This is a genomic window from Actinocorallia sp. B10E7 (assembly GCF_039871655.1).
Taxonomy (GTDB): Bacteria; Actinomycetota; Actinomycetes; order Streptosporangiales; family Streptosporangiaceae; genus Actinocorallia.
In genome coordinates, this window is record NZ_JBDPLZ010000007.1 from 79533 (window position 1) to 104515 (window position 24983).

General features: G+C 71.2%; 27 protein-coding genes. 13 read left to right on the top strand and 14 right to left on the bottom strand.

From position 1 onward, the window contains the following. The first annotated feature begins 27 nt into the window (after positions 1 to 27). On the top strand, positions 28 to 606 hold the full coding sequence (locus tag ABGB12_RS24175) for an isochorismatase family protein (protein ID WP_347681663.1): 579 nt from the start codon (positions 28 to 30) through the stop codon (positions 604 to 606). Positions 607 to 671: 65 nt separating this feature from the next. Here ABGB12_RS24175 and ABGB12_RS24180 read toward each other — a convergent pair whose 3' ends face one another. The 3 genes from ABGB12_RS24180 to ABGB12_RS24190 all read right to left on the bottom strand — a co-directional run bounded on the left by ABGB12_RS24180 (position 672) and on the right by ABGB12_RS24190 (position 3654). Then, positions 672 to 2402 (bottom strand): DEAD/DEAH box helicase, encoded by a 1731-nt coding sequence (locus ABGB12_RS24180; protein WP_347681960.1) that lies wholly within the window; start codon positions 2400 to 2402, stop codon positions 672 to 674. A gap of 83 nt (positions 2403 to 2485) precedes the next feature. After that, the gene (locus ABGB12_RS24185; RefSeq protein WP_347681665.1) at positions 2486 to 3205 is read right to left on the bottom strand and encodes a hypothetical protein; all 720 of its coding nucleotides are present in this window, start codon (positions 3203 to 3205) and stop codon (positions 2486 to 2488) included. 44 nt (positions 3206 to 3249) lie between these two features. After that, a complete protein-coding gene (locus tag ABGB12_RS24190) occupies positions 3250 to 3654 on the bottom strand; it encodes a hypothetical protein (protein WP_347681667.1) in 405 nt (134 codons plus the stop codon). Between ABGB12_RS24190 and ABGB12_RS24195 the strand changes: the two genes are divergently transcribed. The 4 genes from ABGB12_RS24195 to ABGB12_RS24210 all read left to right on the top strand — a co-directional run bounded on the left by ABGB12_RS24195 (position 3644) and on the right by ABGB12_RS24210 (position 6075). Next, complete coding sequence (locus tag ABGB12_RS24195) at positions 3644 to 4045, top strand: hypothetical protein (RefSeq protein ID WP_347681669.1); 402 nt, start codon at positions 3644 to 3646, stop codon at positions 4043 to 4045. The two genes, ABGB12_RS24190 and ABGB12_RS24195, sit on opposite strands and share 11 nt — an antisense overlap. 113 nt (positions 4046 to 4158) lie before the next feature. Beyond that, positions 4159 to 4743, top strand: a complete 585-nt coding sequence (locus tag ABGB12_RS24200; protein WP_347681670.1) for a YqgE/AlgH family protein — start codon at positions 4159 to 4161, stop codon at positions 4741 to 4743. 4 nt (positions 4744 to 4747) lie between these two features. Next, on the top strand, positions 4748 to 5029 hold the full coding sequence (locus ABGB12_RS24205; RefSeq protein WP_347681672.1) for a DUF3039 domain-containing protein: 282 nt from the start codon (positions 4748 to 4750) through the stop codon (positions 5027 to 5029). 104 nt (positions 5030 to 5133) lie between these two features. Further along, positions 5134 to 6075, top strand: coding sequence for a zinc metalloprotease (locus ABGB12_RS24210; RefSeq protein WP_347681674.1), 942 nt, complete (start codon positions 5134 to 5136; stop codon positions 6073 to 6075). 7 nt (positions 6076 to 6082) lie between these two features. Here the strand turns inward: ABGB12_RS24210 and ABGB12_RS24215 are convergent, their stop codons facing one another. Together ABGB12_RS24215 and ABGB12_RS24220 are read right to left on the bottom strand one after the other, a co-directional pair. After that, on the bottom strand, positions 6083 to 7489 hold the full coding sequence (locus ABGB12_RS24215) for an NAD-dependent malic enzyme (protein WP_347681676.1): 1407 nt from the start codon (positions 7487 to 7489) through the stop codon (positions 6083 to 6085). Positions 7490 to 7673: 184 nt separating this feature from the next. Continuing rightward, positions 7674 to 8570, bottom strand: coding sequence for a tetratricopeptide repeat protein (locus tag ABGB12_RS24220; RefSeq protein WP_347681678.1), 897 nt, complete (start codon positions 8568 to 8570; stop codon positions 7674 to 7676). Positions 8571 to 8861: 291 nt separating this feature from the next. Between ABGB12_RS24220 and ABGB12_RS24225 the strand changes: the two genes are divergently transcribed. The 3 genes from ABGB12_RS24225 (at position 8862) to ABGB12_RS24235 (ending at position 11663) form a co-directional block, all read left to right on the top strand. Further along, positions 8862 to 9614: an ATP-binding cassette domain-containing protein gene (locus ABGB12_RS24225; RefSeq protein ID WP_347681680.1), complete on the top strand. Its 753-nt coding sequence runs from the start codon at positions 8862 to 8864 to the stop codon at positions 9612 to 9614. Positions 9615 to 9684: 70 nt separating this feature from the next. Continuing rightward, the gene (locus tag ABGB12_RS24230) at positions 9685 to 10941 is read left to right on the top strand and encodes a hypothetical protein (protein ID WP_347681682.1); all 1257 of its coding nucleotides are present in this window, start codon (positions 9685 to 9687) and stop codon (positions 10939 to 10941) included. Between the two features lie 68 nt (positions 10942 to 11009). Next, positions 11010 to 11663 (top strand): DUF4230 domain-containing protein, encoded by a 654-nt coding sequence (locus ABGB12_RS24235; protein ID WP_347681684.1) that lies wholly within the window; start codon positions 11010 to 11012, stop codon positions 11661 to 11663. A gap of 44 nt (positions 11664 to 11707) precedes the next feature. On the opposite strand, the gene ABGB12_RS24240 is transcribed toward ABGB12_RS24235, so the two are convergent. Further along, the gene (locus ABGB12_RS24240) at positions 11708 to 12883 is read right to left on the bottom strand and encodes an acetyl-CoA C-acetyltransferase (RefSeq protein ID WP_347681685.1); all 1176 of its coding nucleotides are present in this window, start codon (positions 12881 to 12883) and stop codon (positions 11708 to 11710) included. A gap of 85 nt (positions 12884 to 12968) precedes the next feature. On the opposite strand from ABGB12_RS24240, the gene mce reads away from it, so the two are divergent. The 3 genes from mce to ABGB12_RS24255 all read left to right on the top strand — a co-directional run bounded on the left by mce (position 12969) and on the right by ABGB12_RS24255 (position 16372). Beyond that, complete coding sequence (mce, locus tag ABGB12_RS24245; RefSeq protein WP_347681687.1) at positions 12969 to 13403, top strand: methylmalonyl-CoA epimerase; 435 nt, start codon at positions 12969 to 12971, stop codon at positions 13401 to 13403. Between the two features lie 316 nt (positions 13404 to 13719). Then, positions 13720 to 15030, top strand: a complete 1311-nt coding sequence (locus tag ABGB12_RS24250; protein WP_347681689.1) for a DivIVA domain-containing protein — start codon at positions 13720 to 13722, stop codon at positions 15028 to 15030. A 103-nt stretch (positions 15031 to 15133) separates the two neighbouring features. Next, entirely contained in the window at positions 15134 to 16372 is a 1239-nt protein-coding gene (locus ABGB12_RS24255; protein ID WP_347681691.1) for an AI-2E family transporter, read from the top strand. Positions 16373 to 16382: 10 nt separating this feature from the next. Here ABGB12_RS24255 and ABGB12_RS24260 read toward each other — a convergent pair whose 3' ends face one another. From ABGB12_RS24260 to ABGB12_RS24275, 4 genes are all read right to left on the bottom strand, one after another. Continuing rightward, complete coding sequence (locus ABGB12_RS24260) at positions 16383 to 17168, bottom strand: alpha/beta hydrolase (protein ID WP_347681693.1); 786 nt, start codon at positions 17166 to 17168, stop codon at positions 16383 to 16385. A gap of 116 nt (positions 17169 to 17284) precedes the next feature. Continuing rightward, positions 17285 to 17998, bottom strand: coding sequence for an alpha/beta fold hydrolase (locus ABGB12_RS24265; RefSeq protein ID WP_347681695.1), 714 nt, complete (start codon positions 17996 to 17998; stop codon positions 17285 to 17287). Continuing rightward, positions 17995 to 18216, bottom strand: a complete 222-nt coding sequence (locus ABGB12_RS24270) for a hypothetical protein (RefSeq protein ID WP_347681961.1) — start codon at positions 18214 to 18216, stop codon at positions 17995 to 17997. Before ABGB12_RS24270 ends, ABGB12_RS24265 begins: the two co-directional genes overlap by 4 nt. 79 nt (positions 18217 to 18295) lie before the next feature. Further along, complete coding sequence (locus ABGB12_RS24275; protein WP_347681696.1) at positions 18296 to 19366, bottom strand: 3-hydroxyacyl-CoA dehydrogenase family protein; 1071 nt, start codon at positions 19364 to 19366, stop codon at positions 18296 to 18298. Between the two features lie 65 nt (positions 19367 to 19431). On the opposite strand from ABGB12_RS24275, the gene ABGB12_RS24280 reads away from it, so the two are divergent. Continuing rightward, positions 19432 to 20463, top strand: a complete 1032-nt coding sequence (locus tag ABGB12_RS24280; RefSeq protein ID WP_347681698.1) for an LLM class flavin-dependent oxidoreductase — start codon at positions 19432 to 19434, stop codon at positions 20461 to 20463. Here the strand turns inward: ABGB12_RS24280 and ABGB12_RS24285 are convergent. From ABGB12_RS24285 to ABGB12_RS24300, 4 genes are all read right to left on the bottom strand, one after another. Beyond that, positions 20432 to 20824 carry an SCO5389 family protein gene (locus ABGB12_RS24285; protein ID WP_347681700.1) on the bottom strand — a complete coding sequence of 131 codons (393 nt, stop codon included), beginning with the start codon at positions 20822 to 20824 and terminating at the stop codon, positions 20432 to 20434. The two genes, ABGB12_RS24280 and ABGB12_RS24285, sit on opposite strands and share 32 nt — an antisense overlap. A 117-nt stretch (positions 20825 to 20941) precedes the next feature. Next, positions 20942 to 22441, bottom strand: coding sequence for an aldehyde dehydrogenase family protein (locus tag ABGB12_RS24290; RefSeq protein WP_347681702.1), 1500 nt, complete (start codon positions 22439 to 22441; stop codon positions 20942 to 20944). 73 nt (positions 22442 to 22514) lie between these two features. Continuing rightward, positions 22515 to 23297, bottom strand: coding sequence for a site-2 protease family protein (locus tag ABGB12_RS24295; protein ID WP_347681704.1), 783 nt, complete (start codon positions 23295 to 23297; stop codon positions 22515 to 22517). 36 nt (positions 23298 to 23333) lie between these two features. After that, complete coding sequence (locus ABGB12_RS24300) at positions 23334 to 23930, bottom strand: TetR/AcrR family transcriptional regulator (RefSeq protein ID WP_347681706.1); 597 nt, start codon at positions 23928 to 23930, stop codon at positions 23334 to 23336. 64 nt (positions 23931 to 23994) lie between these two features. Here ABGB12_RS24300 and ABGB12_RS24305 point away from each other — a divergent pair, with 64 nt between their 5' ends. Then, positions 23995 to 24885 (top strand): oxygenase MpaB family protein, encoded by an 891-nt coding sequence (locus ABGB12_RS24305; RefSeq protein ID WP_347681708.1) that lies wholly within the window; start codon positions 23995 to 23997, stop codon positions 24883 to 24885. Positions 24886 to 24983: the final 98 nt, after the last annotated feature.

Below are 24983 nucleotides of genomic sequence, written 5' to 3' on the forward strand. Positions count from 1 at the left end.
GGCGAAACGAGCGAACAGGAGCCAGGCATGAGCCGTGCTTTGATCATCGTGGACGTGCAGAACGACTTCTGCGAGGGAGGCTCCCTCCCGGTCGAGGGAGGCACGCGAGTCGCGTCCGCCGTCTCCGAGCACGTGGCGGCGCACCGGGGCGAGTACGACCACGTGGTGGCCACCCGGGACTGCCACCTCGATCCCGGCGACCACTTCGCCGAGGAACCCGACTACGTCGACTCCTGGCCCCCGCACTGCGTCATCGGCACCGCCGGCGCCGACTTCCACCCGGCGCTGGCGCTCGGCCCGATCGAGGCCGTGTTCAGCAAGGGCAGGGAGACCGCCGCCTACAGCGGCTTCGAGGGCGCCACCGACGACGGCGTCCCGCTGGAGGAGTGGCTGAAGTCCCGCGGCGTCACCGAGGTCGACGTCGTCGGCATCGCCACCGACCACTGCGTCCGCGCCACCGCCCTGCACGCCGCGGAGGCCGGCCTGCGCACCACCGTCCTGCTCGGCCTCACCGCGGGCGTCGCCTCCCCCACCGTCGAACGCGCCCTGGAGGAACTGCGCGCCGCCGGAGTCGCCCTCGAAGGCGAACCCCTCCTCCCCGCCTGACCCCGCGCCCCCGCGAGGAGACCCCGCACGGGGACTCGCGCGGAGGCCGGGGCCTCGGGGAAGTCTCAGGTCCGTCTCGTCGCCCACTCGCGGATCTTGTCGATGCGGCGCTTGACCTCCTCGGCGGTGGCCTGCGGGACGGCGGGACCGCCGCAGGCCTGGCGCAGTTCGGTGTGGACGACGCCGTGGGGTTTGCCGGTCCGGTGGCTCCAGGCGCCGACGAGGCTGTTGAGCTCGGTGCGCAGTGCGTGCAGGTCCTCGGCGGCGGTGGTGGACTTCTTCTGCTCTTCGCCGGCCACGCGTCTGCGCTGGGCCGCCAGCTGGCTGGCCTGGCGCTGGCGCAGCAGCTGGGCCACCTGCTCGGGCTCCAGCAGACCGGGGATGCCCAGGAAGTCCTCCTCCTCGGCTGAGCCGATCTCGGCCTGCAGCCCGAACTCGCCGCCGTCGAACAGCACCCGGTCGAAGGTGGCGCTGGCCTCCATCGTCTCGAAGGGGATCTCCTCCGACAGGTCGGCGCCGTCGTTCTTGCGGTTCGCCTGCTCCAGCGCCTCGTCGTCCAGGCCGTCCTGCTCTCGCTGCTTGCGGTCCAGGACGTGGTCGCGTTCGCGTTCCAGCTCGGCCGCGTGGCCCATGAGGGTGGGGACGCTGGGCAGGAAGACCGAGGCCGTCTCGCCGCGCTTGCGGGCGCGCACGAAACGCCCGATGGCCTGAGCGAAGAACAGCGGCGTGGCCGTGGAGGTGGCGTAGACGCCGACGGCCAGGCGCGGGATGTCGACGCCTTCGGAGACCATGCGGACCGCGCACAGCCAGCGGTCCTCCGACTCGGCGAACTGCTTGATCTTCTTGCTGGCGCCCGGGTCGTCGGACAGGACGATGGTGGCGCCCTGGCCGGTGATGCCGCGGATCATCTTGGCGTAGGCGCGCGCCGCCTCGTGGTCGGTGGCGATGACCATCGCCCCGGCGTCCGGCATCGCCTTGCGGATCTCGGTGAGGCGCTTGTCGGCGGCATGGATGACCTGGCGGATCCAGTCGCCCTTGGGGTCGAGCGCGGCCCGCCACGCCTGGGACGTCTGGTCCTGGGTGAGCGGCTGGCCGAGCGTGGCGGTCAGCTCGTCGCCCGCACGGGTGCGCCAGCGCATCTCCCCCGCGTACGCCATGAACATGACCGGGCGGACGACGCCGTCGGCCAGCGCCGGCCCGTATCCGTAGATGTAGTCGGCGCGGCTGCGGCGGATGCCGTCGGGGCCTTCCTCGTAGTCGACGAAGGGGATCGGGTTGATGTCGGTGCGGAACGGCGTGCCCGACAGGCAGAGCCTGCGCGTGGCCGGCTCGAACGCCTCGCGCACCGCGTCGCCCCAGGACAGGCCGTCACCGGCGTGGTGGACCTCGTCCATGATGATGAGCGTCTTGCGCGCCTCGGTGCGGTTGCGGTGCAGCGCGGGCCGCGCGGCGACGGTGGCGTAGGTGACCGCGACGCCGTGGAAGTCCTTGGCGGTCTTGCCCTGCGCGTTGGTGAACTCCGGATCTATCTTGATCCCGACTCGGGCGGCCGACTCGGCCCACTGGCGTTTGAGGTGCTCGGTCGGGCAGACCACGGTGATGCCCTGGACCGCCCTGCGGTCGAGCAGTTCGCGGGCCAGTCGCAGCGCGAAGGTCGTCTTGCCCGCGCCGGGCGTGGCGACCGTCAGGAAGTCCCGCCGCGGCTCCTGGAAGTAGAGCTCCAGTGCCTGCTGCTGCCAGGCGCGCAGCGATCCGGCGGTTCCCCAGGCGGCCCGCTCGGGGTAGGCGGGGGGCATGTCGGGGGCGGCAAAGGTACTCACGATCCTGAAAGGCTACCCATGCCCGCCGACAGTGCACGCCCAGGACGCGGTGGGCGCCGTCACGATCGTGAACGTTCCCGGGAGGGGAACGCGGGGTGCCTGCGCCGCGGCCACAGCAGGCCGTACCAGGTCAGGATCCCTCCCGTGGCCGCCGTGGCCGCCGCCGTGAACGCCAGCGCCGGGGACATCCCGGTCATCGGAAGTCTTCGTTCCCGCATGCCCTTCCGCGTGGCTCCGGCCAGGACGTTCCCTCTCTTCTTTCTCTTATCGGCCTTCTTCTCGCGCTTCTTCTTGTGCTTCGGCCTCTCCTCGGCGGCCTTGGACGTCGCCTCGACGTCCGGGGCTCCCGCCGGGGGAACCGGGACGCCTCCCCCGGGAACGGACGGAGTCGTCCCCGCGGACGCGGAAGGCGAGGGTGACGTGCTCCGCCTCCGCTCCGAGACGCCGCCTTCGGGCGCGGGGGTGCCGCCCTTGGCGGGCGGCGGGGACGCGGAGGCGCAGTCCGCGGTGCGGCGGGCTGAGCCCACGGACTCCCCCGCGGTGTGGACGGCGAGGGTGGCGGGCCGGTCCTCGACCAGGCGGACCCGGCTGATCACGGTGGTGCCCGCCGGTACGAGCTCGGTGCGCCGGACCTCGCCGTCGACGCGCAGGGCGTACCGCTCGTCGGCGGTCCCGGTGTTGGCGATGACGACCGCCACGATCCGGGAGGGGCAGCTCACCTCGCTGAACGTGACGTCCAGCTCGACGGGCAGGACGGCGGCCAGCAGCTCCCCGAACACCGATCCCCCTCCCGAAGCGTGATCACTTGATCACACTCGGTGGACTACCCCCGATCGGCCCGCCCGAACATGTTCTCCCGGCGGCGCGGCCACAGCCCGCCCCACCACAGGATGATCACTCCGGTGATCATCGAGGCGACGCCGGTGGCGATCCTGGCCGCCATCACGGCCTCGTCGGCCCCGGTGTGCGGCAGGCGCTCGTCGGCGCCCGGCCGCTCGCCGGGCTTCTCGGTGTCGCCCGCCCCGGCCTTGAGGCAGTTGAGCCGGTAGGTGCGGGTGGCCTGCGGCCTGCCGTCCCGGGTGACCCGCACGACGACCTTCTCGTCCTCGGCGAGCTTCACCGAGGACGACCGCGAGGCGTTCGGCCCGAGCCGGTCGGCCAGCACGATCGAGCCGTTCCGGGTGATGGCGTACCCCTGGCTCGCCCCGGTGTCGTTGGTGACCTTCACCGTCACCTTGTCGCTCGGGCAGTCGATCTTCCCGAAGGAGACGGTCAACGGGGGCACGGCGGGCGCGGAGGTCGTCGGGGCCGGGGGCGGCGTGCTCGCCGTCGCGGTGGGCTTAGGGGTCGGCGTCGTCTTCACGGGAGTCGGCGTCGTCTTCGCGGGGGCCGGAGTCGTCTTCGTGGCCGTCGGCTTCGGCTTCTCGGTGGCCGCCGGCGAGGAGGGCTCGGCGGTCCCCGTCGGGGTCGCCGAGGGCTCCGTCGTGGAGGAGGCGTCCGAAGTGCTGTTCCCGCCCGTGAAGGCGGGAATGACGATCAACGCCCCGATCACGAAGAAGATCGCTGCAATGATCACCCTGACCGGCTGCATCCCCGCGCCTCCCGAGAGCATCGCTTGATCGTTTCTTTACCCTCCATTGTGACGGTTACGCCCCGGTTCGGTGGGCGCAATGCCGTCTCCCCTTCACCGACGGCGTGTCGAGGCCCCTCAGGACAGGCGATGATGGAGGCCATGCAGGAACAGGAGGACGACATCCGGCCCGGCCGTCTCTTGGTGGCCACGCCGATCCTGGAGGATCCCAACTTCCGGCGCAGCGTGGTCCTCGTGGTCGACCACGGGCCCGAGGAGGGCACCCTGGGCGTGGTGCTGAACCGGCCCACCGAGGTCGCGGTGGGGCAGATCCTCGCGCCCTGGGCCGAGCTCGCCAGCGGTCCCGACGTGGTGTTCCAGGGCGGTCCGGTGGGGCTGGACAGCGCGCTGGCGCTGGCCCGCCTGCCCGGCACGGACGAGCCGCTCGGCTGGCGGGCCCTGGACGGCGTCCCGGCGGTGGCCCGCATCGGGCTGGTCGACCTGGACGGGCCTCCGGCGCTGCTGGCCGGCGGCATCGACGGCTTCCGGGTCTTCGCCGGGTACGCGGGATGGGGGCCTGGCCAGCTCCGGTCAGAGATCGAGCAGGGCAGCTGGTATGTGCTCACCGCCGAACCGGAGGACGTCTTCGCCGGGGCGCCCGAGGGGCTCTGGCAGTCGGTTCTGCGCAGGCAGGGCGGCGACCTGGCCTTCGTCGCGACCTATCCCGAGGATCCGTCACTAAACTGAGCGGATGAGCGATCCGACCTACGACCCCGGCCAGGGCGGCACGGGAACGATGATCAAGCCGGACACCGATGTCCGCCCCGACCTGTCCCACGGCGACGGCGACCACGAGCGCTTCGCGCACTACGTGAAGAAGGCCAAGATCACCGAAAGCGCGCTGACCGGAACCCCGGTGATCGCGCTGTGCGGCAAGGTCTGGGTGCCCAACCGGGACCCGAAGAAGTTCCCGGTCTGCCCGGAATGCAAGGAGATCTATGAGGGCCTGACCCCCGGCGGTCCCGAGGAATAAGCGTTTCACTCCGCCCCGCCGCATTCGTGATCATGTAGCCTGCCTGCGGATTCAGCTTCAGCGCACGGCAGGTCGGGGGACGGATGCGGCGAGGCGTTGCGGTCATGCTCACGGTCACGACGGTGTCGGCCTTCGCCACCACCGCCTCCCGGGCCCGTGCTCCCGAGACCGGCTGCGCTCCCACGAGCACCGCCCGGCACATCCGGTTCGGGGGCGACAGCCCGGCGGAGGACCCGTTCTTCGTCTCCAAGAGCATCGCCGCGCTGGACCGGCGCGTCCCGGGCCGGGGACCCGCCGCCTTCACCGTCCCGGTGGCCTTCCACGTGATCACCGACGCCTCCGGCAGGGGACATCCCGGCCTGGACCGCATCAACCGCCAGATCGCCACGCTCAACGACGCCTACGGCGGCAGGAAGGGCGGCTCCGACACCGGGGTGCGATTCCGGCTCCTGTCCATCGACACGCTGGGGAACGACACCTGGTTCAAGCGGCCCCACAAGCACGAGCGCGACTACAAGATCCTGCTGCGCAAGGGCGGCCCGGAGACCCTGAACCTCTACAGCGCCGCCGTCGGCACGGAAGTGCTCGGGCACTCCACCTTCCCGGAGGCGCACAAGGGCGCGCCCATCCTGGACGGCGTGATCATCGACCACCGCAGCCTGCCGGGCGGCCCGTTCCCGCGCTTCAGCCTCGGCTACACCGCGGTCCACGAGGTCGGCCACTGGCTCGGCCTGTTCCACACCTTCGAGAACGGCTGCAGCTCACCCGGAGACGGCGTCGACGACACCCCCGACGAGGCCACCCCCACTGAGGGCTGCCCCAAGGGCAAGGACACCTGCACGGCCGCCGGCCTCGACCCGGTGCACAACTTCATGAACTACTCCTGGGACGACTGCATGAGCGAGTTCACCCCCGGCCAGGCGTCCCGGATCCAGCGCAGCTGGCAGGCCTACCGCAGGACCCCGACCTCCGACGCGGCGGCGAAGCTCGCCCGCAGGTCGCCCCTCGGCCGGGTCTCCCCCACACCCGCGACTCCCGCCGCCTGACGGCCCGTCACTCGTCGTCGTAGGTCTTCCGGCCGCCCGCCGCCTCCCGCACGGCCGCCGCGACGGCGGTGGTGACGTCGGGGTGGAAGACGCTGGGGACGATGTAGTTGGGGCCCAGCTCGGCGTCGGTGACCACCCCGGCCAGCGCCTGGGCGGCGGCCACCAGCATGTCCAGGTTGATCGCGTCGGCCTGGGCGTCCAGCAGCCCGCGGAAGACCCCGGGGAAGGCCAGCACGTTGTTGATCTGGTTCGGGTAGTCGCTGCGGCCGGTGGCGACCACGGCGGCGTGCTCCCGCGCGTCGTCCGGGCTGACCTCCGGCTCGGGGTTGGCCAGCGCGAACACGATCGCGTCCGGGGCCATGCCCGCGACGTCGTCGCCGGTGAGGATGCCGGGCGCCGAGACGCCGACGAAGACGTCCGCGCCCTTGACCGCGCCCTTGAGGTCGCCGTCGTAGCCCTCGGCGTTGGTGTGCTCGGCGATCCAGCGCAGCGACTCGTCCATGCCGTCGCGGCCGGAGTGGACGGCGCCGTGCATGTCGCAGACGATCACGTTCTTCGCTCCGGCGTGCAGCAGCAGCCTGAGGATGGCGCTGCCCGCCGCGCCCGCTCCCGCCATCGTGATCCGGACCTCGCCCAGGTCCTTGCGGACGACCCTCAGCGCGTTGGTGAGCGCCGCCAGCACGCAGATCGCGGTGCCGTGCTGGTCGTCGTGGAAGACCGGGATGTCCAGCAGCTCCCGCAGCCTGGCCTCGATCTCGAAGCAGCGCGGCGCGGAGATGTCCTCCAGGTTGATGCCGCCGAAGCCCGGGGCGATGCACTGGACGATGCGCACGATCTCGTCGGTGTCCTGGGTGTCCAGGCAGATCGGCCAGGCGTCGATCCCGGCGAAGCGCTTGAACAGCGCGGCCTTGCCCTCCATGACCGGCATGGCGGCCTCCGGGCCGATGTTGCCCAGGCCCAGCACGGCCGAGCCGTCGGTGACCACCGCGACGCTGTTGCGCTTGATCGTCAGCCGGCGGGCGTCCTCCTTGTTGCGGGCGATCGCCAGCGAGACCCGGGCCACACCCGGGGTGTAGGCCATCGAGAGTTCCTCGCGGTTGCGCAGCGGCACCTTGGACTTCATCTCGATCTTGCCGCCGATGTGCATGAGGAAGGTGCGGTCGGAGACCTTGTGCACCTTCACCCCGTCGATCGCCTCCAGCACCCCGACGATCGCCTCCGCGTGCTCGGTGTCCCGGGTGGCGATGGTGACGTCGATGCGCAGCGTGTCCGCGGCCGCCGTGTTCACGTCGAGCGCGGTCACCACGCCGCCCGCGTGCTCCACGTGGTGGGTGATCCCGCTGACGGCCCTGCCGCCCGCGGGGACCTCCAGGCGGACGGTGATCGAATACGACACGCTGGGCGCGGTGGCCACGGGGAAGCTCCTCAACTCGAGAAAGACGAGCGCCCTGACATGTCTTCTGACACGCAGGGGGTGCTTTTGAGGATACGCCCGAACGCCGCGGCCGCGGGCCGCGGCCGCGAAAGAAACGCCGAAATTTCCGAACGGCTCAGAGCAGAGCCCGTTCAGAACCGCGCCGACTCAGAACGGCGCCGACTCAGAACAGAGCGGCCTGCAGGGCCCTCCGCGCCTTGGCCACCCGCTGGTCGTCGCCCGGCAGCGTCTCGAACAGGCTCAGCAGGTGCACCCTGGCGGCGTTCCGCTCCTCGCCCGCGCTGGAGCGCACCACCGACAGCAGCAGCTCGAACGCGCCCTCCGGGTCGCCCTGCAGCAGCCGGACGTCCGCGGCCTTCAGCGGATCGGCCTCCACCTGCGCCTGGTCGTAGTCCTTGACCCGCAGGGTCAGCTCGGTGAGCGCCAGCCTGCGTTTGGCCACCTCGTCCCTCGGGTCGGCCGCCAGGACGCCGCGGAACGCCTCGGCCGCGGCCTCGAAGTCACCGCGTGCCAGCGCGTCCTCCGCCGCGGCGTGCGCCGGGTCGACCTCCTCCTGCGGAGCCTCGGCGCCCTGGGGCACGTCGCCCATCAGGCCCTGCTCCTTGAGCGCGGCGAACAGCTCGCCCGTCGCCGCCCGCAGCTCCGCCTCCGGCGGGACGCTGTTGAGGAACGGCATCATCTGGCCCTGGACGACCACGCCCACGAACGGCAGCCGCTGCACCCGCATCTGCTGGAGGTAGCCCTGCAGCTGCTGGTTGATCTCGATGTCGATCCTGGCCAGGTACCAGGAGCCGCCGCCCTCGGCGACCAGCTTCTCCAGGTCCGCCACGAGCGCGTCGCAGGACGGCTCGTTCTCCACCACGAACGCGACCATCACCGGCGTCCGAAGGGAGCGCTCCACCACCTCGGCGCTGAACGTCGCGTCGGTCGCCTCGAAGGAGTACTGCCCGCCCTGCCCGCCCGCCCCGGCCTGCGCGGCGCGCTCCTGCTGCTTCTTGGCTGCCGCCGCGCGAGCGGCGAGGTCGACGGCGCCGTGCAGGGAGAAATCACGCTTCTGCATACGACCCATCCTGCCGTATCCGCGGGGCCCCTCGTACGCCCCCGCCCCGCGCGCCTCCTCCGCCGTCCGCTTTACCCCTCCCCGTCCGAGGCGGCTCCGGCGCCCGGCGCGACATCGCCGAGAGTGACCAAAAGAACGCTGACAGCGATGGCCAAGCGTCGCTATAGTTCCGCTGTCGATGCGTGATGCGCGGGCAAAAGGGCAGGCTGCGCGGGGGGTTGGCGTGCGCTGGAACGAGCCCGCGGGGGACGCGCCGCATCGCGATGATTTAGGGGGATTTACAGAGTGATCGTGGAGACTTCCGCGATCGTGGCGAGGGGGCTGGGGGTCCGGCGCGGCGGACGATGGGTGCTGCGCCCGTCCTCCTTCGGCCTACCGGAGGGGATGGTCGGCATCGCCGGCCCGGACCCGTCCGACCGGTCCGACCTGCTCGCCACGCTCGCCACGCTGCGCCGCCCGCACACCGGCCGGCTCGAGGTGCTCGGCCTCGACGCCCGGGCCCGCTCGGCCCTGCGCCGACTGCGCACCCGGATCGGCTTCCTGCCCGCCCGGACCCGCTGGGCCGCCGGGTTCACGGTGCACGACCTGGTCTCCTACGCCGCCTACTACCAGCGCCGCCCGCCCTCATCCGTCCGGGACGTCCTGACCTCGCTGGAACTGTCCGACGTCGCCGCCTGGCCGTTCGGCGACCTGCCGCCGGACCTGCGGGTGCGCGCCGGGCTGGCCGCGGCCTGCGTGCACCGGCCGCTGATCGCCTTCCTGGAGGAGCCGCTCGACCTCCTGGGCGATGCCGCGCGCGCCGACCTCGTCCCGCTGCTGAGCGCCCTCGCCCCCACCGTCGTCGTCACCGCCCCCGAGCCCGGATGGCTGAGTCCCTGGTGCGAGCGCGTCCATCTGCTGGAGCGGGGCCGGCTCGTCCCGGTGGAGGAGGTGTCCGCGCCCGCGGCGCGGGAGCGCCCCGAACCGGAGCCGCACCACGGCCACTGGCATCTCGTCCGACGGCCGCAACGCATGATCCGCCGGGCGGCGGTGCCCGGGCCCTGACCACCTCCCCGCGGAGCGGGGCATGACCGGCGGGCGGCGGAGCGGACGCGTGGCGACTTGGAGGTGAGCGATGCCTGATCTGGCACGGGCCGTACGGCCCGCACGGATCGCGCGGGTGGCCCGCGTGGTGCGGGTGGACGCCCGGCGGGGCTCGCTGCTGACCGCCGTGCCGCTGCTGGCGCTGCTCGGCGCGGTGGCGGGCTGGCGCGAACTGCCGCAGGGGTTCCGCGACTGGGACAGCGTGGTGGGCGCGGCGGAGGCGTCGGTGCGCTGGAGCGGCCCGATCGCGGCGGGCCTGGCCGCCTGGACCGGCATGAGCGGCCGCCGCCTGGACTACCTGCGGGCGCTCACCGCCCGGTCCCCCGCCACCGCGCCCCTGCACGACCTGACGCTGCTGAGCGCGGTGGCGCAGTCGGGCTACCTGGCGGGCGCGCTGGTGGTGGCGGCCCCCGTCCTGGCCGACGGCGGTTTCCACGACGTGCACCTGCTGGGCGTCCTCGCCGGAGTCGGGGGCCTCGCCCTGTTCACGGTGGCCGGCTACCTGGCGGGCCTGTCCTGGTCCCATCCGCTGGCCGTGGTCCTGACGACGGCCGCGGCCGCCGGCTGGGTCGTCCTCCGGCCGGAGGAGTCCTGGACGGTGCTGTTGCCGCCCTCCCGGACCGGCCCGATCGACCTCTTCGACGTCCTGCGCGCGGGTGTGCTGGCCGCGCAGCTGTGCTGGGCCGCGGGGTTGGCCGCGGCCCTCGTGCTGGGCTACCTGGCCTGGATCACCCGGCGCGGCGTCCTGCTCGCCGGAGTGGTCCTCTCCCTGACCGTGACCGCCTTCTGCACGGCCCGCATCCACTCCGCGGACGGTGCGGTCAGCCGCCCCTCCGAGGCGGAGGAGGTGGAGTACGCCTGCCGCCACTGGCCGGTGAGCGTGTGCGTCCATCCCTCGCTGGCCGAGGCCCTGCCCGCGCTCAGCGCCGCCTTCGCGCCGCTGGCCGCCCGCCTGTCGGGCACTCCCGACGCCATCGTCCGGATCGAGCAGCGCTCCGGCCGCGAACCGGCCTCCTTCGACGGCGGGACCGTCGGCTTCCATCTCCCGGACCTCTCTCCCGGGTACGAGCGCCGCGCCGTCCACGAGATCGAGTCCGCCCTCACCCGCTGCCCCTCCGCCCCCACCGGACTGCAGGCCCAGGTCAGCGCCTGGCTCCGGGACGACCCCGTCCCCCGCCGCCCCGACACGCCCTTCTCCCGCTGGACGGAGCGGCAGCGCCGCGCCTGGTTCGCCTTCCGCTATCCCGACTTCCAGTCCTGCACCCTCGCCTCGTCGTACTTCTTCTAGTGCCATCGTCACCCAAAGGTGTCCAACCCGACGGAATGGTGCGGATAGTCCGAGGGAATACGTTCGGCATGAAGCCCTCGAAAACTGCGCTGTTCGTGAAGACCGGCGTGGTCATCATGACGTTGGCCGTGCTGTACGCGGTGGCGCAGAGCATGAGCTGGCTGCCCGGATGGACGAACCCGTTCGGGGAGCGGACGAAGGACCGGTCGGGCCCGGTGGTCCTGCAGTCGATCCGGGACCTGTCGCGGTACGAGGCGGCGACGGGGCAGTTCCAGGTGGTGGTGGACCTGGAGAAGGACGCGAAGTTCCTGCCCGCCGCGATCCGGGGCGAGCGGACGCTGTTCGTCGGGGTCGGCACCGTGGACGCGTACGTGGACTTCTCCAAGCTCGCCGACGGCGCGGTGAAGATCGACCCCGACCGCACCGAGGCGACCATCACGCTGCCGCCGGCCCAACTGGAGGAGACGGCGCTGGACACCGAGGAGTCCCGGGTGTTCGCCACCCAGCGGGGCATCTTCGACCGGCTCGGAGACTTCTTCTCCGGCAACCCCAACGACCAGCAGAAGATGTACCAGCTGGCGTCGCAGAAGATCCAGGAGGCCGCGGGCGAGAGCGGGCTGCGGCAGCGCGCGGACGCCAACACGAAGCTGATGCTGGAGAACCTGCTGAAGGCGCTGGGCTTCCAGAAGGTGACGGTCGTCCAGGCCCCCGCGGCGCAGTGAGCGGACGCCGGGGACGCGTGAGGCGCGTCCCCGGCCCGCGCCGGTCAGACCTTGATGACCAGGGCGTCGCCCTGTCCGCCGCCGCCGCACAGGGCGGCCGCGCCGGTGCCGCCGCCGCGGCGCTTGAGCTCGTGGGCGAGGGTCAGCACGATCCGGGCGCCGGACATGCCGATCGGGTGGCCCAGGGCGATGCCGCCGCCGTTGACGTTGACGATGTCGGGCGAGAGGCCGAGGTCGGCCATGGACTGCAGGCCGACCGCGGCGAACGCCTCGTTGATCTCGACCAGGTCGAGGTCGGACGCGGCCAGCCCGGCCTTGCCCAGGGCGTGGGCGATCGCGTTGGACGGCTGGGAGTGCAGCGAGTTGTCGGGACCCGCCACGTTGCCGTGGGAGACGATCTCGGCCAGCCAGGTCAGGCCCAGCTCCTCGGCCTTGGCCTTGGACATCACCACGACCGCGCAGGCGCCGTCGGAGATCTGCGAGGACGAGCCCGCGGTGATCGTGCCGCCCTTGTCGAAGGCGGGCCGCAGCCTGGCCAGCGACTCCGCGGTGGTGTCGGGGCGCACGCCCTCGTCGTCCTTGAAGACCACCGGGTCGCCCTTGCGGGAGGGGATCTCCACCGGGACGATCTCCTCGGCCAGCAGGCCGTTCTTGATCGCGGCGGCGGCGCGCTGGTGGGACCGGGCGGAGAACTCGTCCTGCGCCTCGCGGGTGATGCCCAGCTTCCCGTTGAAGCGCTCGGTCGACTCGCCCATCGCGCAGTGCTCGAAGGCGTCGGTCAGGCCGTCGTAGGCCATGTGGTCGAGCACCTCGATGGAGCCGTACTTGTAGCCCGCGCGCGACTTGGGCAGCAGGTGCGGGGCGTTGGTCATCGACTCCATGCCGCCGGCCACCACGATGTCGAACTCGCCGGCGCGGATGAGCTGGTCGGCCAGCGCGATCGCGTCGATGCCCGACAGGCAGACCTTGTTGATCGTGATGGAGGGCACGTTCATGGGGATGCCGGCCTTGACGGCGGCCTGCCTGGAGGGGATCTGGCCCGCTCCGGCCTGCAGCACCTGGCCCATGATCACGTACTGGACGTCGGAGCCGGAGACGCCGGCCCGCTCCAGCGCCCCCTTGATGGCCAGACCGCCCAGGTCGGTGGCGCTGAAGTCCTTGAGGGAGCCCTGCAGCCGCCCGATGGGCGTGCGGGCACCGGCGACGATCACAGACGACATAAGAGGGGGCCTCCCGGGACATCGATTCTGGCGTTTGCCACGATACCCATGGAGTGCATCGGACCTTTCTGGAGGGGGCTGACCCATGCTGAGCCGTATCGACCACATCGGCATCGCCTGCCACGACCTCGACGCGACCGTCGAGTTCTACAAGAAGACCTACGGGTTCACCGACGCCCACTTCGAGGTGAACGAGGAGCAGGGCGTGCGCGAGTGCATGCTCAAGATCAACTCCACCGGCGACGGCGCCGCGTCCTACATCCAGCTCATCACCCCGACCCGGCCGGACTCGACGGTGGCCAAGTGGCTGGAGAAGAACGGCGAGGGCGTGCACCACATCGCCTTCGGCACGGACGGCTCGGACGTCCAGGAGGAGGCCGACGGGATCGCCGCCAAGGGCGTCCGGGTCCTGTACGACGCCCCCCGCCGCGGCTCGATGGGCTCGCGTATCACCTTCCTGCACCCCAAGGACTGTCACGGCGTGCTCACCGAACTGGTACAGAAGGCCCCCGAAGCCTGAGTCATCCAGGAGTGCCTGTTTCGTGACGTGATCGAAACCACATGGTCACGCAGCGGGTTTTCCGTTGATGTTTATCCCTATTTGTCTGATTTACTCGGCCGTAGGGAAGCCTTGAAGCACACCATGCGGGGGCTCTGAAGAACGTAACAAACAGGACAATCCACGCAGTGCGTTCAGATGAGCCCCCAACACGGCAGCAGCCGGAGTACGCTGCTCTCGCCGGAAGAAGGTCCTGGGCCAGCAGCCAGGCGATCAACCGGTCTGTGAGAACACACCAGAACCCCGGCCGCACTCGTCACACCAGGATTGAGCCTCCATGCAGTCCGACATCGACGCCCAGCTCAGCAACTTCTTCGAAGACCCCAAGTCTTCTGAGTCCAAAGAATTCGACGTGGTGCTCAGGGGCTATGACCGGCACCAGGTCGACGAGCACATCAAGTCGCTCGACAACAAGGTGCGCCAGCAGCACGAGAAGTCCGAGGCCCTCCAGCGGGAGCTGAAGGACGCCCACCGCCAGCTGCAGGAGCAGGAGCGCCCGACCTACTCCGGTCTCGGCGCCCGCATCGAGCAGCTGCTGCGACTGGCGGAGGAGCAGGCCACCGAACTCGTCGGCGCCGCCCGCTCCGAGGCCAACGAGATCAAGGCCGCGGCCAAGGTCGACGCCGCCGAACTGCGCGCCACCGCCGAGAACGACGCCGCCGAACTGCGCGCCACCGCCCAGCGCGAAGGCGACGACATGCGCAACACGGCCGAGCGCGAGGCCGAGGAGGTGCGCACCGCCGCCCGCCGCGAGGCCGACGAGCTGACCTCCACCACCGAGCGCGAGGTCGCCAAGCTGCGCGCCACCGCCGACCACGAGGTCGCCGAGAAGCGGGCCACCGCCGAGCGCGAGATCGCCAAGCTGCGCACGACCACCGAGCGCGAGGTCGCCCAGCTGCGCGCCTCCACCAAGCGCGAGCGCGACGAGATCCTCACCACCGCCAAGCGCCAGGCCGACGAGATGCGCGCGCAGGCGCAGCGCATCCTGGAGGAGTCCGAGGCCCAGCGCGCCCAGGCCGAGGCCGAGTTCGAGATCCAGCTCGCCGCTCGCCGCGAGGAGGCCGACCGCCAGGACGCCGATCGCCACGCCGCCGCCCAGGCCGCCACCCAGAAGCTGGTCGCCGAGGCCGAGCAGCGCGCCTCCTCCGCCGAGCAGCGTGCCGCCAAGGCCACCCAGCAGGCCGAGCAGACCCGTCGCGAGGCCGACCAGCACGCCAAGCAGCTGATGGCCAACGCGCGCAAGAACTCCGACAACGTGATCGCCGAGGCCAAGTCGCAGGCCGAGCAGCTGCTCGCCGAGACCAAGGCCGAGGCCGAGCGCATCCGCACCGCCGCGCAGCGCCAGGTGGACGAGCTCACCCGCCAGCGGGACTCCATCACCAGCCACCTCAACCAGCTGCGCCAGCTCATCGGCGGGGTCTCCCCGGTCATGAGCGCCCCGGAGGCGGTCGCCGCGCCCGAGCCCGCTCCGGCCGTCGCCGCGCCCGAGCCCAAGCCGGCCGCCAAGCCCGCCTCAGCGTCCGCAGCGTCCGCAGCGTCCTCGAAGAAGGCCGCGCAGTCGGACGACGACGACTGGTGGCAGGAGTAGTAGCCGGCACCAGCACGGTGTAGAAAGAGAGCCTGAGGTCACAGAACGACCTTAGGCTCTCTTTCGTCTACAGCTGTGGACACACCGTGCGAGGAGAGACCGAGTGCAGGACAAGAGCCCCCGGCCCGACGCCGAGCCCGTCGAGCCCGCCGCCGGGCAGGGGCAGGTGGAGGTCGTACCCCCACCCGGCCGGGAACCCGGCCCGGCCGGCGCCCCGGGCCCCGGGCACCATCCCGACCCCATCACCGATCTGGAGCAGCGCCGACTCGAGGCGGGGGTCAGCGACCAGTTCCCCTTCGGCCTGCTCGGCCGCCCGCTGGGCCGCTTCCACCCGTTCTCCATCGGCTTCACCGGCGCGCTCGGCGTCATCGTCGCCCTGCTGCTGCTCGAGGCGCTCCAGAGCGCCAAGCACGTGCTGCTGCTCATCCTGGTCTCGCTGTTCCTCGCGGTGGGGCTGAACCCCGCGGTGGAGCGGCTGGTGCGGGTGGGGCTGTCCCGCGGCAAGTCCGTCGGCGTGGTGTTCCTCGCGGTGCTGCTGCTCTTCACCGCCTTCGGCTCGGCGCTGGTTCCGCCCATCGTCGCGGAGATCTCGCACTTCGCCGAACAGGTCCCCGTCTACATCGCCCAGCTGCAGGAGAACCGCAAGATCGCCGAGTGGGACGCCAAGTACAAGCTGCTGGAGAAGGCGCAGGAGAAACTCAGCGAGTCCGACTTCCAGAAGAACGTCGCCGACTGGGCGCTCAGCGTCGGCAAGGGCACGCTGTCGGCCATCTTCAACACCTTCACGGTGCTGATCCTGACGCTGTACTTCCTGGCGGGCCTGCCGCAGATCAAGATGTTCTTCTACCGGTTCACCCCGCGTTCGCGCCGGGCCCGGGTCGCGCTGCTGGGCGACGAGATCCTCGACCAGATCGGCAACTACGTCGGCGGCGCCTTCACCGTCGCGGCCATCTCCGGGATCAGCGCCTACATCTTCCTGTCCATCACCGGCGTGCCCTACGCCGCGGCGCTCGCGCTGATCGTGTCGCTGACCGGCCTGATCCCCATGGTCGGCGCGACGATCGGCGGCGTCCTGGTGACCATCGTCGGCTTCCTCACCGGGGTGCCCGAGGGCATCGCCTGCGCCGTCTTCTTCGTCCTCTACCAGCAGGTGGAGAACTATTTCATCTCCCCGCGCATCATGGAGCGCTCGGTGGACGTGCAGCCCGCCGTGACGATCGTCGCCGCGCTCATCGGCGGCGCCCTGATGGGGGTCATCGGCGCACTGCTGGCCATCCCGACCGCGGCCGCCATCTCCCTCATCATCCGCGAGGTGGTGCTGCCCCGCCAGGACGCCCGGTAACCGGCGCCCGTCAGGGGGTGGAGCGGGCCACCGCCGTGACGAACTCCGCGACCGCCTGGTCGAACAGGTCGGGCTGCTCGACCGGGGTGAGGTGGCCGGCCCGCGGGATGACGGTCAGCTCGGCGTTCGGCAGGGCCTCGGTCATCGCGCGGGCGTCGTCCTCGGTGGACAGCCGGTCCTCCGCGCCCACGATGACCAGCGCGGGCACCTTGACGCCGCGCAACGTGTCCATCGAGTCGGGCCGGGCCGCCATCGCCCGCTGCGCCCAGGCCGCGGCCCCGGGCGGAGCCGACTGCACCAGCCCGCGCACCCGCCCGTAGACGAGGGCTCGGCTGTGCATCGTGGTCGGCCCGAGCAGCTTGGGCAGCACCTCTTCGACCAGCACGTCCGCCCGGTTCTCGGCGAGGAGCCGCTCGGCCATCCGCAGCCGGTTCTCCCGTGCGGTGCCGGGGTCGGCGGTGGCCTTGGTGTCGGCGAGCACGAGCCCGCGGACCCGGTCGGGGTGGCGGCGGCACAGGGCCATCGCCACGTAGCCTCCCATGGAGACCCCGCCGATGACGGCGCGGCCGATGTTCTTGGACTTCAGCAGCGCGGCGACGTCGTCGGCCATCACCTCGACGGACGGTTCCGCGTCTCCGAGCACAGATCCGCCGAATCCGCGCAGGTCGGGGGTGATGACGCGGAAGCGGGACCCGAGGCGTTCGCGCTGCGCCAGCCACATGGCCGACGACAGCGGGAACGCGTGCAGCAGTACGAGCGGAGTGCCTTGCCCGACGTCCCGTGCGTACAACTGCATCAGAGCGGTCTCCCAGTCACCTTGAACGCGATCCGACTCGGGTTTCAGTACCCGCACGGAAGGTCGCTCATCTGTCCGTGGCCGCGATCGGACGTTTCCCGGTCCCCGGGACCGCCTCAGGCGAATTCGGTCGGCAGCGGCCAGGCGTCCGGCGCCGTATGCCTGACGATCTCGTTGAGCACCACCCGGACGGACGGCTCCCCCACCCACAGGTGCTTGGCGCCGGGGACCCCGATGACCTCGGCCTGCGGGACCCGGGCGAAGCGGGCGGCCGCCTCGGCGGGCCGCAGGTAGTCGTCCAGTTCCGGCACCAGCGCCACCAGCGGGCGGCCGTCGGCGGCCCAGGCGTCCAGGTCCCGGTCGGTGGCCCGGTGCAGCGGAGGCGAGAGCAGGATCGCCCCCCGCACCAGCGGGTCCAGCCCCCACCGGAGGGCCAGTTCGGTGCCGAAGGACCAGCCGACCAGCCAGGGCCGCGGCAGGTCGTGGTACTCGGCGAACTCCAGGGCCGCGGCCACGTCGTACCGTTCGCCCTCTCCGCCGTCGAACGCGCCCTGCGAGGTGCCGCGCTCGGAGGCGGTGCCCCGGGTGTTGAAGCGCAGCACCGCCAGGCCGGCCAGTGCGGGGAGGCGGTTGGCGGCCTTGCGCAGCACGTGGCTGTCCATCATGCCGCCGTGGGTGGGCAGCGGATGCAGGCAGACCAGGGTGGCCACCGGGTCCCCGTCCGCGGGCCGGGCCAGCTCGCCGACCAGTTCCAGCCCGTCGGCGGTGTGCAGGGTGATGTCCTCGCGGTGCGCGGGCAGCACCGTGCTCGCCCTGATCTCGGTACTCACTTCCTGGGTCCTCTCCGCGACCGCGCCCGCCAGCAGGGCCGGTGCCAGTGCCTGCGGTCCTCCGGCCCGCCGCGGTCGGCGGGCCAGGCGACCAGATGCGCCACTCCCGGCGGGATCACCTGGTCGCAGCCGGGGCAACGGTAGGCCTTCACCGCGGCTGAGGCGAGGATCGTGCGGACGTGCCATTCGCCGTCCGGCTCACGCAGGGTCTCCTGGATCCCGTAGGACCAGGGGCCTCCCAGGCCGCGGCCCGCACGATCGTCCCGCCTGTTCTTACGCGCACACACGCTTTCTAGGCTATTGCGCCCACTGTCCTCGGTTGCGCAGTTCGGTGATCGGCCCGACGGGGAAGCCGCAGCCGAGGGTCATCGCCGCGTCGGCCGCGTCGGCGTCGCAGTAGCCGCTCCGGACCATCTCGGCGGCGTCCTGCAGGTACGGGCCGTAGAGCCGGTCGGAGATCTCGCTGGAGGCCTTGCCCTCGACGGCCTCCGTGCTCCCGGCGACACTCCCGGAACCGGCCTTCTCGTAGGTGTAGAAGCCGCGGCCGGTCTTGCGGCCGAGCGCGCCCTCGGCGACCAGGGAGCGCAGCAGAGGCGCGGGCTCGTGCCGGGCCTCGCCGGAGTCGCGGTGGATGGCCTCCAGCACTTCCAGGCAGGTGTCGAGACCGATGAGGTCCATCAGGGTGAGCGGACCCATGGGCAGTCCGATCGCCGTCATGGAGGCGTCGATGTCCTCCTTGCCCGCCTCCCCGGACTCCAGCAGCTGAGCGGCGGGGCCGAGGTAGCCGAAGAGCAGCCGGTTGGCGACGAACCCGGCGCGGTCGCCGATGGTGACGGGGGTCTTGCCCAGGTCGCGCACCAGCTCGGTGACGGCGGCGACGAACTCCGGCCGCGACCGCTCGGTGCTGATGACCTCCACCAGCTTCATCACGGGGGCCGGGTTGAAGAAGTGCACGCCGACTATCGAGTCCGGACGGGTGGTCGCGGCCGCGATCTCGGTGACCGAGAGGGACGAGGTGTTGGTGGCCAGCACCGCGTCCGGGCCGCAGACCTTGTCCAGCTCCGCGAAGACCTTCTCCTTGAGGTCGATGCGCTCGGGCACCGCCTCGATCACCAGGTCGCAGTCGGAGAGCGCGGCGAAGTCGGTGGAGAAGACGATCCGGCCGAGGATCTGCGCCTGCGCCTCCTCGCTGAGCCGGCCGCGCTTGACCGCGCGCCCGGTCGAGGACTCGATGTTGTCCCGGCCCCGCTCCAGCGCCGCGTCGTTGATCTCGATGCCGACGGTCTCGACGCCCCCTCGGGCCAGTACCTCGGCGATCCCGGCACCCATGGTGCCCAGCCCGACCACACCCACCTTGCGGAAACCCATGTCTCTCTCCTCCAACGGTCCTGGGTGAAGTCTCGCAGACGCCTCCGCGGGGCATGTCAGGGAGCATGCGCTTTGCTCTCTTCCTCCCCTCGGGGCAGTGGCCGGGCCAGTCCCCCGGCGAGGCGCTGACCCGGACCGTCGCGCTGGCCCGGCTGGCCGAGGAGTGCGGTTTCGACGACGTGTGGCTGGCCGAGCACCACTTCATGGGCTACGGGGTCTGCCCGTCCCCGGTCGTCCTCGCCGGCCATCTGCTGGGAGCGACCAGCAGGATCGGGGTGGGGACCTCGGTGGCGGTGCTGTCGGCGAGGCATCCGGTGGCGCTCGCGGAGGAGTCCTCGCTGCTGGCCTCGGTGGCGCCCGGCCGGTTCCGGCTGGGGGTCGGCAGGGGCGGCCCGTGGCGGGAGCTGGAGGTCTTCGGCACCGGGCTGGAACGCCGGGAGCGCGGTTTTCCCGAGGCGCTGGAGCTGATGTTGTCCTGGCTGCGCGCCGCTCCGGGAGACCGTGTCGGCGCGGACGGCGAGTTCTTCCGGTTCCGCGAGGTGCCGGTGGTGCCCGTGCCCGAGACGCCGCCGGAGGTGTACGTCGCCTGCACGAGCCCGGCCACGGAGGCGCTGGCCGCCGCGCACGGGCTGCCGATGCTGCTGGGCATGCACGTGGGCGATGAGGAGAAGGCCGAGGCCGTCGTCCGGTACCGGGCCTCGGGCGGTCCGGAGGCGGTGCGGCATGTCTCGACCGGTGTCGCCTGGGTGGCCGATTCCCGGCGGGAGGCGCACGCGACGGTGCGGACGGAACTACCGCGGTGGCTGGGACCGGGGCTGGCCGGTTACGTCCCCGTGGACGACCGGGTGAGGCCGGTGACGGACGTGGCCGCCTACGCCCGGAGGCTGTGCGGGCTGCACGCGGTCGGAACGGTGGAGGACTGCGTGGAGGCGCTGGCGCGGACCTGCGCGGTGCCCGGCGTCGGGCAGGTGAGCCTGCTGGTGGAGTGCTCGCAGGACGCGGGCCGGGTGGCCGAGAACGTGAAACGCCTCGGCAGCGAGGTGCTGCCGAGGCTGCGGGCACAGCTCAGCAGTCGCGCAACTCCGGCGACTGGTTGAGGATCTGCTCGCGCGCGGTCACGAACCGGCGGTAGGTCTCCGAGCCCGCGGCCCTGCCCGAGAAGACCGCGACCCTGTGGCAGTTCTGGAAGGCGAGTTTGACCCCGAAGTAGCGCTCGATGCTGCCGCGCATCGCGTCGCTGGCCAGGAGGCGCAGAAGCTGCCCGCGCGCCGCCTCGTCCGGGGGCGGTGTCTGGTTGTCGGTGAATTCGCCGCCGGCGACCTCGAGGTCGGCGACCAGTCCGCTGATGAGGTCCCAGGCGTAGGGCAGGGAACCGCGGATGCATTCGACGAACGTGGCGTCGTCGATCTCTCCCTGCCTGGCCTGGTCGAGCAACTGGGGGGAGACGTCGAGAGACATGCGTGAATTCCTTCCGCCGAGTTGTCCACTCGCGACGCTAATCACCTTTGCGGACCGCGTCCAGAGGGTCGGCCCGGCGGAAGGACACCGTTCTCTTACCTCACCGAAAGGGCTCCCTTACCGGTAGGTCTTCCCGTGGAGCTTCTTCATCAGGTTGACGATCTGCTCCACCTCCTTCTCCGTGCGGGTGAAGGTCGTGGTGTCGAGCGGCGTCTTGAAGCGCTGGCGGGTGATCGCCTTGGCCCTGGCGAACTCGCGCAGGCCGTCCGCGCCGTGGATGCGGCCGAAGCCCGACTCGCCCGTCCCGCCGAAGGGCAGGCCGGGGATCAGCGCGAACGCGATGGCCGCGTTGATCGAGGTCATGCCGCTGCGCAGCTTCCGCGCCACCTCGATGGCCGACCTGCTGCGCGAGAAGACCGTCGCGGCCAGACCGTACTCGGTGGCGTTGGCCCGTTCGACCGCTTCGTCCACGCTCTTGACCTTGGAGACGGTGACGGTCGGCCCGAAGGTCTCCTCGCAGATCGCGGAGGAGGTCTCCGGCACGTCCACCAGCACGACCGGGTCGACGAACGGGCGGCGCACCGACTCGGGCCCGCCGACCACGGCCCGTCCGCCACTGGCCAGCGCGTCGTTGATGTGCCGCTCGATGATGTCGAGCTGCCGGGGCATGGTGATGGGCCCGAAGGAGGCGCCCTCCTCCTCGTAGCCGGCCTTGAGCTTGCGCGCGCGCTCGGTCAGCTTGCCGAGGAACTCGTCGTAGACGCTCTCCACCACGTAGATGCGCTCGACGCCGGTGCACGTCTGGCCCGCGTTGGACATCGCGCCCCACAGCGCGGACGCCGCGGCGGCCTCGAGGTCGGCGTCGGCGGCCACGATGAAGGCGTCCTTGCCGCCGCACTCGGCGACGATCGGAGTGAGGGTCTCGGCGCAGGCGGCCATGACCTTCTTGGCGGTCGGACCGGAGCCGGTGAAGGCCACCTTGTTCACGCCCGCGCGGCACAGCGCGCCGCCCGTCTCGCCGTAACCGGTGAGGACCTGGAAGACGGGGTGCTCGGGGACCACCTCGGCCATCAGCTCGCCGAGCAGGACGCCGACGCCCGGGGTGTACTCCGACGGCTTGAACACCACGGTGTTGCCGGCCGCGAGCGAGAAGGCGATCGATCCCATCGGGGTGTAGATCGGGTAGTTCCACGGCCCGATGACGCCGACGACGCCCAGCGGGTGGTACTCCAGGACGGCCTTCTGGTTGATGGCGAGCAGACCGGGGAAGACGCTGCGCGGTCCGAGCACCTTGCCGGCGTTCCTGGCGGCCCAGTCGAGCAGGTTGATCGCGCCGACGGTCTCGAAGACCGCGTCGCCGACGGGCTTGCCGGTCTCCTCGTGGATCACCCGCGCCACCTCGTTGAGGTTGCGGGCGATGGCGCTCTTGAAGTTGAGCAGCCGGACGCGCCGCCCCTTCCAGCCGAGCCCGGCCCACCACTCCGCGGCGGCCTTGGCCCGCTCGACCGCTGCGAACACCGCCTTCTCGTCGTGGACGGGGTACTCGCCGACGACGGCGCCGGTCGCCGGGTTGAGGGACGTGAAGGTCGTGCTGCCCGTTTCGGTCGTGACCGACATAACGGGACCTCCCAAGGAGACAGAGACGGCTTTTCCAACTCAGTAAATCATCACTTACGTCAACCCGGAAGATTCAGCCCTGCCAGAAGAGGAAAAGCCAGTGCCCGTCCCGAGCCAGGCGGTCCTCGACGCCGAACCAGCCGGTGATCCGGTAGACGAGGTCGAAGAACCAGCCGTTGAGGGCCGGGATCCACAACAACGCGATGAGCCCGAGGAACAGGTACCCGCCCCAGGGCGCTACCTTCTGCACGAACGAACGCGGCAGGTAGGGCTCCCAGACCCCGAAGCCGTCCAGGCCCGGCACCGGCAACAGGTTCAGCACCGCCGCCGTGACCTGCAGGAAGCCCAGATAGGCCAGCGCGCTCCAGAACACCAGGTGCCCGGCTTCGAGGAACCGCTGCAGGACCACACCGATGGCCAACGCGAACACGATGTTGGCCATCGGGCCGGCCAGCGACACCAGGCTGTGCCGCAGCCTTCCCCGGATCGCGCCCCGGTCGACCCAGACCGCGCCGCCGGGCAGGCCGATGCCGCCGAGCAGCAGGAACAGCACCGGCAGGACGACACTGAGCGTCATGTCCGTGTACTTCAGCGGGTTGAGGGTGAGGTAGCCCCGCGCCGCGATGAGCCGGTCGCCGAAACGGTGCGCCAGGAAGGCGTGCCCGAACTCGTGCAGACACAACGACACGATCCAGCCGCCCACCACGAACCCGAACACCGCCAGCCGGGCGGGCTGCTCCGCCTGGCTTCCGTACTTCCAGGCGGCCACCCCGCACGCGACGGTGAACGCCAGGATCCCCAGGAAGACGGGGCTGATCCCACGGGAGGAACGGTGCTCCACCGATTCTGCTCTCACGCCGCGAACGCTACCCCTTGCGGCATGTGGCGGGAATCAAGGGACAGCGCCCTTCAAAGGCTCCTGCCCGTTGGGGACCAGGGCGGGCACCACGTACAGGCGCAGGAACCTCCGGGTCTCCTCGTCGTCGCGGACCAGGGGGGCCAGGCTGAGCGAGGCGATCATCCGGAACAGGAACTCCACGGTGCCGGCGACGTCCAGCTCGGGGCGGAGCAGGCCGGCCTCCTGCGCGGCGCGGAAGTAGGGCTCGACCCGCTGCGCGCACAGGTCCAGCGCCCGCTGCGAGGCCTGGCTGACCACCTGGTGGGTGTGCCCCACCGCCTCCGGCACGAACAGCGCCGCGAAACGCGGCTCTCCCTGGACGAACCCGACGGCGTCCATGACTCCGGCCACGACGGCCTCAGCGGGGGTGAACTCCTGCGGCAGCCGCTCCCCCATGCGGTCGAGGAAGCGCCCGACGTCACGCAGGAAGACGGCCAGGATCAGCTCGTCCCTGCCCCCGGAGAAGTTGCGGTAGAGCGTGGCCCGCGACATGCCCGCCGCGTGCGCGACGTCCTCGACGGTCGTCTTGGCCACTCCGAATCTGGCGAAGCATTCCTCCGCGGCATCGATGATCTTCTCCTGAGGCGACATGGCTCACAGCCTAGTGGTGAGACACAACTTGTATTTTGTCTCACGGCTGCGTAAGTATGGACTTATGAACCTCCGCAAGACGATCGACGACTCCTACTGGTCCATGCTCGCCGCCGCGCACCTGCCCGGGGAGCAGTACACCGAACCGGTGGGCGACCCCGGTCTCTTCGGGCCCGGATCCGCCCTGTGGTACGTCCACACCGATGTCACCGGGGTCCTCGGCGGCGTCTCGGGCCTGCTGCTGGGCACTCTGAACGAACCCGTCACCCACGGCACGAACCAGCACTCCAGCTACCTGGAGGACCCGATGAGGCGGCTCGGCTTCACCAGCAGCTTCATCCGCGGCATGTCCTTCGCCTCCACCCCGGTCGCCGAGAAGCTGGCCGGGATCGTCCGGAACATGCACAAGCGGGTACACGGCACCATGCCCGACGGCCGCCCCTACTCGGCGACCAGCTCCGACGACATCATCTGGACCGGGACCACCCAGGCCTACCAGGCCGCCCGCGCTCACCTCCGGTACCACCCCAAGCCCCTGGACGGCAAAGGCATCGACGAGTACTTCTCCCAGTACGCCGTCATCTCCGAGAAGCTCGGCGCGACCGATGTGCCGAAGTCCCGCGCCGACGTCGAGGACTACTTCGCCATGATGCGCCCCCGCCTCACCGTCAGCGAGGAGACCCTGGAGGCCATCGGCTTCCTGCGCGGCCCCTACGGAGAGGACAAGGTCACCCAGACCGCCACGCAGATCGTCAGCCGCGTCGCCACCGACCTCCTCCCCGCCTGGGCCAAACGCCTCCTGGGCCTGCACCCCACCACCCCCATCGCCCCCCTGGCCGCCCGCGCCGCCGGCCACGCCATCACCAAGACCCTCCGCTACGGCGTCCACCAGCGCTACGTCGAGCAGGCCCACCGACGGGCGGGCGCGGCCTACGTCCCGCCCGGCTCCCTGTGACCGCCTCCCGCGTCCCCGGCCCCGCCTTCCCGGCGGGGCCTTTTTCTTGCCGGTCCCGACACTGGACTTTGTTTTCACACACAATCACACCGTGTCTT

Bases quoted from the DNA above. Each gene is read 5' to 3' on its own strand.
- ABGB12_RS24175 (WP_347681663.1), top strand. From the start codon at position 28: ATGAGCCGTGCTTTGATCATCGTGGACGTGCAGAACGACTTCTGCGAG.
- ABGB12_RS24180 (WP_347681960.1), bottom strand. From the start codon at position 2,402: ATGCCCCCCGCCTACCCCGAGCGGGCCGCCTGGGGAACCGCCGGATCG.
- ABGB12_RS24200 (WP_347681670.1), top strand. From the start codon at position 4,159: ATGCAGGAACAGGAGGACGACATCCGGCCCGGCCGTCTCTTGGTGGCC.
- ABGB12_RS24205 (WP_347681672.1), top strand. From the start codon at position 4,748: ATGAGCGATCCGACCTACGACCCCGGCCAGGGCGGCACGGGAACGATG.
- ABGB12_RS24210 (WP_347681674.1), top strand. From the start codon at position 5,134: ATGCTCACGGTCACGACGGTGTCGGCCTTCGCCACCACCGCCTCCCGG.
- ABGB12_RS24220 (WP_347681678.1), bottom strand. From the start codon at position 8,570: ATGCAGAAGCGTGATTTCTCCCTGCACGGCGCCGTCGACCTCGCCGCT.
- ABGB12_RS24230 (WP_347681682.1), top strand. From the start codon at position 9,685: ATGCCTGATCTGGCACGGGCCGTACGGCCCGCACGGATCGCGCGGGTG.
- ABGB12_RS24235 (WP_347681684.1), top strand. From the start codon at position 11,010: ATGAAGCCCTCGAAAACTGCGCTGTTCGTGAAGACCGGCGTGGTCATC.
- ABGB12_RS24240 (WP_347681685.1), bottom strand. From the start codon at position 12,883: ATGTCGTCTGTGATCGTCGCCGGTGCCCGCACGCCCATCGGGCGGCTG.
- mce (WP_347681687.1), top strand. From the start codon at position 12,969: ATGCTGAGCCGTATCGACCACATCGGCATCGCCTGCCACGACCTCGAC.
- ABGB12_RS24250 (WP_347681689.1), top strand. From the start codon at position 13,720: ATGCAGTCCGACATCGACGCCCAGCTCAGCAACTTCTTCGAAGACCCC.
- ABGB12_RS24260 (WP_347681693.1), bottom strand. From the start codon at position 17,168: ATGCAGTTGTACGCACGGGACGTCGGGCAAGGCACTCCGCTCGTACTG.
- ABGB12_RS24275 (WP_347681696.1), bottom strand. From the start codon at position 19,366: ATGGGTTTCCGCAAGGTGGGTGTGGTCGGGCTGGGCACCATGGGTGCC.
- ABGB12_RS24280 (WP_347681698.1), top strand. From the start codon at position 19,432: ATGCGCTTTGCTCTCTTCCTCCCCTCGGGGCAGTGGCCGGGCCAGTCC.
- ABGB12_RS24285 (WP_347681700.1), bottom strand. From the start codon at position 20,824: ATGTCTCTCGACGTCTCCCCCCAGTTGCTCGACCAGGCCAGGCAGGGA.
- ABGB12_RS24290 (WP_347681702.1), bottom strand. From the start codon at position 22,441: ATGTCGGTCACGACCGAAACGGGCAGCACGACCTTCACGTCCCTCAAC.
- ABGB12_RS24300 (WP_347681706.1), bottom strand. From the start codon at position 23,930: ATGTCGCCTCAGGAGAAGATCATCGATGCCGCGGAGGAATGCTTCGCC.
- ABGB12_RS24305 (WP_347681708.1), top strand. From the start codon at position 23,995: ATGAACCTCCGCAAGACGATCGACGACTCCTACTGGTCCATGCTCGCC.